This is a genomic window from Moritella sp. JT01, from assembly GCF_001574435.1.
Classification (GTDB): domain Bacteria; phylum Pseudomonadota; class Gammaproteobacteria; order Enterobacterales; family Moritellaceae; genus Moritella.
Genome location: NZ_LOCN01000037.1, coordinates 1 through 9,209 on the forward strand (window position 1 = coordinate 1; position 9,209 = coordinate 9,209).

Annotated in this window: 6 protein-coding genes and 1 pseudogene; 4 read left to right on the plus strand and 3 right to left on the minus strand. The window is 40.8% G+C overall.

Annotated features, from left to right (window positions below; all coding sequences use genetic code 11):
- The 3 genes and pseudogenes from AKG98_RS21145 to AKG98_RS23065 form a co-directional block, all read right to left on the minus strand.
- Positions 1-225: pseudogene (locus AKG98_RS21145) on the minus strand (IS6 family transposase); the annotation flags it as partial.
- Between the two features lie 15 nt (positions 226-240).
- The gene (locus AKG98_RS21150; RefSeq protein ID WP_067050931.1) at positions 241-807 is read right to left on the minus strand and encodes a transposase; all 567 of its coding nucleotides are present in this window, start codon (positions 805-807) and stop codon (positions 241-243) included.
- On the minus strand, positions 693-953 hold the full coding sequence (locus tag AKG98_RS23065; RefSeq protein WP_369814945.1) for a transposase zinc-binding domain-containing protein: 261 nt from the start codon (positions 951-953) through the stop codon (positions 693-695). The genes AKG98_RS21150 and AKG98_RS23065 overlap by 115 nt, the downstream gene beginning before the upstream one ends.
- A gap of 699 nt (positions 954-1,652) precedes the next feature.
- Here AKG98_RS23065 and AKG98_RS21155 point away from each other — a divergent pair.
- The 4 genes from AKG98_RS21155 to AKG98_RS22575 all read left to right on the plus strand — a co-directional run bounded on the left by AKG98_RS21155 (position 1,653) and on the right by AKG98_RS22575 (position 9,010).
- Positions 1,653-2,606 (plus strand): hypothetical protein, encoded by a 954-nt coding sequence (locus AKG98_RS21155; RefSeq protein WP_157534184.1) that lies wholly within the window; start codon positions 1,653-1,655, stop codon positions 2,604-2,606.
- An 82-nt stretch (positions 2,607-2,688) separates the two neighbouring features.
- Positions 2,689-6,525: an RHS repeat domain-containing protein gene (locus tag AKG98_RS21160; protein WP_067050937.1), complete on the plus strand. Its 3,837-nt coding sequence runs from the start codon at positions 2,689-2,691 to the stop codon at positions 6,523-6,525.
- A gap of 3 nt (positions 6,526-6,528) precedes the next feature.
- Complete coding sequence (locus AKG98_RS22070; RefSeq protein WP_083544036.1) at positions 6,529-7,689, plus strand: RHS repeat-associated core domain-containing protein; 1,161 nt, start codon at positions 6,529-6,531, stop codon at positions 7,687-7,689.
- Positions 7,690-7,771: 82 nt separating this feature from the next.
- Positions 7,772-9,010 carry an RHS repeat-associated core domain-containing protein gene (locus AKG98_RS22575; protein ID WP_083544037.1) on the plus strand — a complete coding sequence of 413 codons (1,239 nt, stop codon included), beginning with the start codon at positions 7,772-7,774 and terminating at the stop codon, positions 9,008-9,010.
- Positions 9,011-9,209: the final 199 nt, after the last annotated feature.

Genomic DNA, 9,209 nt, shown 5'->3' on the forward strand with positions numbered 1-9,209 from the left:
GCGCCATGAATCAGCTACTTTACGTTTTCTTTTTCTGAAATTGGCTTCAAGTAATGGCGCATATTTTATCACCCAACGATTTAATGTTGAGTGGTCAAAGCGGATATTTCGCTCAGCAAAAATCTCTTCTATTTCACGGTAACTTAATTTGTACGCTAAGTAATAACGAAGTGCTTGCATGATGATCTCTTGCGGGAAATGGCATCCTGAAAAGTTAAGTTTCATGTTAATAATACTCCGTTATTGTGACGTTGCATTATCAATATATCGCTTCACTTCGTCAACTTTGCGACAGAACTGGCGTTTTAGATATCGGCCTAAGTAATTCACCGTTTGTTTATGATAACCGGTCTTCTTATCACTATGCACAACCCAAGGACGACCATTATTCAGCATTTCAATGAACTGAAACCATCCACACTCGTTTGAAGCTTCCATTAAATCCACAGGTAATTCATCTGGATGTACCGCCATTTGTAAAAATTGCTTTACTGACTCTGTCCACGCTACGCGAATATCACTGACATTCGGTTTAAATGATTGCCATTGACCTGTGTTGTCGATACCACCTCCCGTCATGGAAACATGAATGTGTGGGTGCCAATTCAATTGCCTGCCATTGGTGTGAAGCACCGCAAAAATCCCTATCCATAGCCCCAGATTTTTACTGACTGTCAATAAATAGGTCGAGGCTAGTTTAAATAACTGACCGAGTAACGCTCTGTTTTCCTGAAATAAGGGCCAGACTGTGTCTGGCATGGTAAAGGTAATATGATACCAGTCACAATCATTTGGGTTGCTATCCATTGGTCTGTGGACTTCTTACCGCAAGATGAACAACCGCGAGATTTGCACGTTTGACGGATATATTTAACGTGTTGGCAATCTGATGAGCTACAACTGAATTCTTTTACGCCCATAAGTTGGGTTGAGCAAGCTAATAGCTTAGTCACTGTTTCAACTTCAATCGCTCTAAGGGTATTAGTCTTTAATAATTCAGCCCAAGCATGATTATGGGTAAAGATATGTTTAGTGCTGTGTGAGCGAGAAAAATTAGACAATGTATAATGGTTTGATAAAGAAAAAGATAATACTATCAGTTAACTAGTATGTCTTTTACTATTCAACCATGGTTAAGTGATCGTGCCGAAGGCACCTTGATAATGATTTGATAATGATTTGATAATGATTTGATAGCCATCTTCTTTAACTAATAACAACACTTGTATATAGTCCCCTCTGTCTTAAAACGATTACAGAATGTTTAGTTGACACCGTAGGTGGCTTATGTTCAAAGGTAAGGAATTTCAATGTTTCTTACCTTAAACATAGGCAGGTGTTTATGGCTCATTTTGAACTGTAATGGCAGTCATATATTTCTATATTGAAGAGGTCTTTGAGTGGTTTTTTTGGGTGCATAAGCAGGAAGATACTTGCTTATGCCTATTATGAATCGTTTAATTTACAGAATGTTAGTTGCCGCCGCAGGTGGCCTATCTTTATCATACTACAAAGTTACCGCTGCACAGGAACTGTCCAAAAGATGAGAATGTGAAGCATTGTAAGAATATTTCTGAGGAGGAACTGTTTTGACTACATATAAAACGTCGATATTAACCATACTAGCTCTGTCGAGTGTATCGCTATTCCCAATGTCTCAAGCAGCAGGATTTGATGAACCTAGCTTAACTCTGAGAACGGACTTTGGATATTCTGGTACGACCATTTATGCCAACGGAAACATGCAGGCTAAGCTGGTCGTCACATATGAGAACATTCCAAGTGATTATACAGTTGATAATATTGAGATAAAACAAGCCTATACGTACAGCAACTTACCAAATACTTGGGAGGTTAGCTCATTTGACAATGGCTTCGATAGCAATATTAATGCACAGACACGATCAATGCCAAACCATAATACAGGTAGCCCTACAAATAGTTTATTTTACCTATCTACTAAAAATAGCGGTGCTGATATCACCGTATGTGTTGAGCTGACAGCATCAAGCCCTCAAGGGGATAAAGAAACTCTATCAACTTGTGATGGAGGCACAAATAATGGCCTTGTTGGTATAACTGTTGTACCAGAACTTAATTATGGCGTCGCAGATCTGAATCGTTCGGGAAGTAGAGCTTGGTATGACAATTATGCGATAGCTAATGAGAGATTTACACTAATAAACGGGCGTCAAATTAGAGATGTAGGTGGTTGTAGTGACGACAAACAAAATAATGGACAAAGATACTTGATTTCGTCGACTAATGGGCCTGCACATCCGGATAGTGGTAACCATAAGTTTAGTGCTGTTTATTTATTCAAACCAAATAATGGAGTAGTAAATTCACACTTTCGCTATTCAACTGGATATGTTTGGAAAGATACAACGAGCCTAAGTTTTAATACAACCAATGCTATTACTTTAGCTGTACTCCATGGTCAAGATAATCTGAAAACATATGTCAACCCCTTAATTAACTGGGCCATTCACTGCCCGAATATAACATTCCAAGATAATTATGGTAATGAGGGTAACCTTAGCCTATCTAGGACTAACGGAGGTCCTAATGACCGATGGGGTAATGTTTACTATGACTTCCATTAATTAAATTACTTGGGGGCAGTTCATTAAAGCCCCCTCTTAATTATTATTTATTAGGTTTGTTTTTAAAAAAAAGGAACATGTCGTGAGTGTTGAGTCTAATGCAAATAATTTTATTGAAAGCTTGAGTACTGGGGTTGATGTTAGGACAGGAATGTATTCAATTAGTATCCCATTAATACAGCTTTTATCGCATCGTATTTCAGGACCAAGTATACCTATTGCTTTGTCTTATAATGCTGGAAGTTCAGGAGATATCGGCTTTGGTCGAGGTTGGTCTCTTTCTTTGAGTTCTTATAATGAGTCTTCTGGAACAATAAGCCTTTCGACAGGTCAATCATTTAAAATATATAAACCTTGGGGAAAAACAGAATATGTAATTCCTTATAGAAAGCTCAAAGATATAAAAATAACATATTTGAATGAAACCAGTGAATTGAAAATAGCTAACAAAGAAGGACTCTGTGAGTATTTGAGCGTGTCTTCTGGTAAATTAAATAAAATAGTTTCAGAACAAGGAAAAGAGGTTTACTTCGAATACCATCCTTGGACAGGAAAGATAACTAAAATTTATGACCATGATGGCCGTGAAATAGATTTCAACTGGAGTGAAGAAAACAATAAAGTCTATATTAATCACACACTAGATGGAGTGAAATTACAGTCATTTACCCTAAATAAGGCTGGAAATGGAATCTACCACCGTTTATCCAGTATACAATTAGATGAGAATTTACCTTCTATTATTGAACTTGAATATAGATATATAAAAAGCTCAAATTATGATGTCATAGAAAAGGTGACTCACCCCACCGGATTGATCGAAGAATTAGAGTATCTGGATAATGGCCATTCCCTACCAACAGGGGCCCCTGTTTCAAAGATCCCATATATTAAAACGCATAGAGTCATCCCAGCTTTTGATGGCAGTCAACCTACTAAGCTGACAGAGTATGATTACTCGGATAAGAATTATCTAGGGTTTGCTAGTGAAAGGGTATGGATTGCTGGTGAAGATACACTTTTTAAATGTTCAGCAAACTATACTTATACTACCACAGAGTTAATAAACAACGCTAAAAAAACCGTCAGAAGATATAACAAGTATCATCTATTAGATTTTGAGAAGCATTATGATAATAATGTACTTTACAGAGAAGATCATTATGAATATTACGCTAACCTTAGTAAAAGCATAGAAGAGCAACCTGCCACGTACAGTCTACCTAAATCGCAGACGGCCACTTACTATTCCAATGGTGACTCAAGAAGTGCGGCTAAGAAGTATGAATATGATGACTACGCAAACCCTACCTTAATTCAAGAAGTTGACGGTTCTCAGGAAATTTATATTTACTATCCCCCAGAAGGGGAAGAAGGGATATGTCCAGCAGACCCTGATGGAATGGTAGTACAGTTAAAAGAAGAACGTTTTTTTCCGGCAACGACCAGATATGATGAGTCGCCCCTTATTACAAAGTATACATACACATCGTTATCTAGATTGGATGACTCAAGTAAGTATTTTATTGTGTTGGCTACTGAAAGTGATAAAAATCAAATAGACACTATGAATTATTATGCTAATAGGGAGCAACCTTATACCTATGGACGAATAAAAGAACTGGTTTCCCGTGTCAATAGCTATGAAAAAAAGTTGATAATGAGTTACGAATATCTATCGGATAGAATGAAAGCAACAGCAACATTCTTAACACATGATGGCATTACTGTCTCAGAGTCTGAAAAAGTAGATTACCTCTTCGGTAAAACGATAGAACACATTGATAATCAGGGGATAATAAGTCTTTTTGAGTATGACTCACTGGGTAGGGCACGATCGTCTCGTACTGCTGTAGGAACACAATATGAGGCGACGCAATCTTATGGTTATGTGGTGGGAAAAAATTGCAATAGCACCACTGTAACCGACACCAAAGGAAATGTATTCAGAACTGATTTCAATAACGCAGGAAAAGTAGTCAGTGAGTGGCAAACCACTGCGAATGATGGTTCAAGCCAAGCGACCCCATCATTCAAACAGGTAAAGTCTATTCTATATGACAACTTCGGAATGGCCTCCTCTCAAACTGAGTTCGATTATTGTCAGGATGAGAGTGGTGCAGAAATTCGAAAGTCTCTCACGACCAATTATAAATATGATGTGAATGGAGATATATTACAGGTCACCCATCAAGATGGTAGGCAAGAAATAATTACTCAAGACCCAATACTATTGCACACAACTTATCTCCATAAAGATAAAGATAATCACACGTTAATCAAAGAAACAACGCACTTCGATTTGTCTGGACAGACAGTCTATAAAGAGACGCGAGACAAGAGTAATAGCTTATTATCAAGTACGAACTATGTCTACGATGGTTACGGTAACCTGACGAGTGTTACTGATACTGACGGAAATGTCATAGAGCATCAATATGACTCGTTGGATAGGCTTTTTGAAACTCGACGCTATATTGATGGGCAAATGATCAAAGAGAATGTGGAATACCATGATTTCACTACCGAGAGCGTGCCAAGTCATATCTATATTGACGATAAGCTTCAGGGTCAACAAGTGTTTGACGGCTTACTTCGCTTGCAAAGTGCTTCCAGTCCAAATATGGGAGATACACAGTATAGCTACACGGCTTCAAATCAGATGCCAGACCATTACACATCGGCAAATAATGAGTTGGTTAATTTTGACAACAACAAATATATAGGTGTGCCAAATACTATCACTGTGAAAGGGGATTCAACCTTAGGTAGTATTTATACCTACGATGATCAAACTGGTCTGCCGTTATCAAATCAAAATTCAGGTGGTACGCGTGAAGTCGTTCGTGATAGTTATGGGCGTGTCATTCAAGAAACAACGAACACCGATGGGGCACTACGAACCGCGACTTGTCGCTATTCCGTATCGGGAAAGCTGTTAGAAAAAATAGATTACTTTGGTAATTCAACTTTTTATGAGTATGACGACCTATCGCGTTTGCAAACGATAACTGAAACCGTCTCGGGAATACGTACCGTAACAACACTGTCTTATGACACATTTAGTCGACCATATGCTTACAGAACTGAGAGAAATGACGATACGGCTGAAATCCGCCTGGAGTTTAATGCTGTAGGGTTGGAAAAAGAACGAACGGCTTTTTTCAACGAGCAACTCATCTACCGTATCGGGCAAGAGTTCAACACTCGACTTATGCTGGATGAACGTACTTTTGAACAAAACGAAGCAACAACGACAGAGACATTTATTTATGATGACTTGGGGCGCCTGGAGGATTACCAAGTTGCAGGCCTTAATTCGCCAGCAGATGCATACGGGAATGTCATTCGCAGCCAGAGTTTTGTACATGATGTATATGGTAATATTGCCTCTACGGTAACAGTGTTTGCTGATAATACAGAAAACATCTCAACTTTTACGCCTTCGCCATCCAGCCTACAAAGGTTAGATCGATTGACTAATACCCATGGGAATTATCCAGCAAGTGTTAATTTTAAATATGATGACGCGGGTAATTTGCTTAATGATGAGCAGGGACGAACGATTGCCTATAACGCATTAAATCAAATGTCATCAGTTTCAGAGAATGGTAATGTACTATCTAAGTACCGATATGATGCTGGAAGTCGATTAATTTCGCAGAATGTAGAAGAGGGATTGGTGTACCTTTTGTATCTTAATAGTGAACTCAGTAATGAAGTTATCAATGGTACTCACAGCAACTATAGTCACTTTGGTCCTGGTTTATCTGCTCGAAATGTTACTTCATCACAGGAGAAGGTCCATCAGTTTATTTTTGGTAATAGCCAAGAAAGCGTATTGGAAACCTATACCAGTTGCAATGATGGAGATAGGGACGTTAGCACACGTAAGTACACACCTTACGGAGAGGGATAGCTGATGTCAAAAAAACAATTCAGTGGAACTGTATTCAACCGTTCGAGAAGACGCTTTTTAAAAAGCACGGCGGCAGTGAGTGCAGCGTCATTACCAATGGTACCAGGCCAGAGCTTGGCTCGTGGCCTTTATGCTTCATCCACAGCGCCGTTAAGAAATAATCCACTTGGCTTTAATGGCGAGCGGCAAGACCCAGTGACAGGTTGTTATCACCTTGGGCAAGGTTACCGAGTGTATAACCCTCGCCTAATGCGTTTTCATGCTTATGACTCGATGAGCCCGTTTGGTCGTGGGGGAACACATGGTTACGCTTATTGCTTGGGTGACCCTATCAACCAACGTGACCCAAGTGGGCACTTTGCATTATTGAGTTTACTTATTGGAGCCATAGTCGGAGCTGTAATAGGAGCCGGTATCGCAGCAGCAGCAGAGGGAATTCAGTGTGCAATAAATCCTGAACACAAGTTTGACTGGAAACAGGTCGGTATCGGCGCCGCGCTTGGTTTTATTAGCGGCGGATTTGGTGCCGCAGCACAAGGTGCTAACACGAGTGTTAAAGTTGGGCTAGCTGTCGCAGATGCGGTTTTTTCTGGTGCCGCTGATTTCGGGTTGAATGTGGCTGCAGGAACTCCGGTGAAGCAAGCTGGTATCAATGCTGGTATTGGTGCTGTTATTGGGCTCGGTGCTTTTGGTGTTGGTAGGGGGATAGGAAAAATAGGTAAATCGCTTTCAAAAACAAATAGGATTGCGAAAATAAAATCCATAGGCCTCTCTGGAGGGGCTGGTTCATCTGAGGTGAATTCATACATGGCCCGCCAAGGTAATTATAGAGGGGTTGCTCAAAGTGGCTATAGAGGGGTACGGAGGGATGTTAGCGAATGGGGGGCAGGTTCTGGTATAACAAGCCAAAGCCGACCGCGGAAAACTAATTTTAATCATTACCGAGAGAAAACGTCGTTTAGCGATGTATTTGTCGATAGGACGAATCCGATACACCTGAAAAAACCACAGCGAGTCGATAAAGGGCCTATTGATTCCTTAATGATGCGCAATAGAGCCGATGTTGCGACTGTGACTGCTGCTAGAACCATGCAGAACCGGACAATTGCGCCATTGGGAATTGGCCATTGGATGCTTGCTGTGATGGATTTTTTACGTCGCTAATTTGGATTTAAGGGTGACAGAGCTTCTCTTCAGTTCTGTCACAAACTTAAATTATGCGACTCTATATGAATAGGGATAGCTGATGTCAAAAAAACAATTCAGTGGAACTGTATTCAACCGTTCGAGAAGACGCTTTTTAAAAAGCACGGCGGCAGTGAGTGCAGCGTCATTACCAATGGTACCAGGCCAGAGCTTGGCTCGTGGTCTTTATGCTTCGTCCGCTGGGACTTTAAGGAATAATCCACTTGGCTTTAATGGCGAGCGGCAAGACCCAGTGACGGGTTGTTATCACCTTGGGAAAGGCTACCGAGTGTATAACCCTCGCCTAATGCGTTTTCATGCTTATGACTCGATGAGTCCGTTTGGTCGTGGAGGAACACATGGTTACGCTTATTGCTTGGGTGACCCAATCAACCAACGTGACCCAAGTGGGCACTTTGCATTATTGAGTTTACTTATTGGAGCCATAGTCGGAGCTGTAATCGGAGCTGGCATCGCAGCAGCAACTGAGGGAATTCAGTGTGCAATAAATCCTGAGCACAAGTTTGATTGGAAACAAGTCGGTATAGGTGCCGCGCTTGGTTTTATTAGTGGCGGATTTGGTGCCGCAGCGCAAGGCGCTAAAACGAGTGTTAAAGTTGGGTTAGCTGTCGCAGATGCGGTTTTTTCTGGTGGCGCTGATTTCGGGTTGAATGTGGCTGCAGGAACTCCGGTGAAGCAAGCTGGTATCAATGCTGGTATTGGTGCTGTTATTGGGCTTGGTGCTTTTGGTGTTGGCCGTGGTATTGGCAAATTAGGGGGCTCTCTATCTGCGGCTAGCAATAGGCTTAAACAGGTTAAAACAGTTGGCCTATCAGGAAGAGGGGGCCCTAAAGCTGCGAAATTATGGGCGGAAACTAAGCTATACAGAGGTGATTCAAGAAATCCTTTAGATGTATTCAGGGACGGGTTTGTTGCACAAGGCAACAATATAGACCCGATGGCGCATTTGTCTTTTAGAGGTGATAGTGCGCTTGTCGCAACGACAAAATTAAAGTCTCAAGCGGCAACATATGCATTTGGTAGGACTGGGGCTAAAGTAGATACAGGGTTCTTATATAAAATTAAGGGGTGTATAGATAGGCCAGATGCTTTCGATGTGGTAAGGAGGTATCCCAAGGATCCAGCTGCAATACGTAACCAAGAGGTTTTATTTCAACATCTGATATTACCCGAAAATATTGCGGGTGCGTATAGAGTCACTGGAAATCGCTATTTTCCTTCGATAAGTAGATGGAACTTCATCCGTAATCCAAACTTTCTACCGCGTAATAGTGGTTAACTCTGCGCACCTACATTAGATAAACAGGGGCGTAAACTAAGACCTTTATGCCTTAAATATCATTTAATCTCAGGATTCAAGGTGATTGACCTCCCTCAGAAAGATAAATCGGGAATGCATGAACTTTAATACGATAATGGACGGTTCTGTCGCAAACTCAGATTGTGCGTTCTAAATTAAATAGGTACTTTTCCTTAGA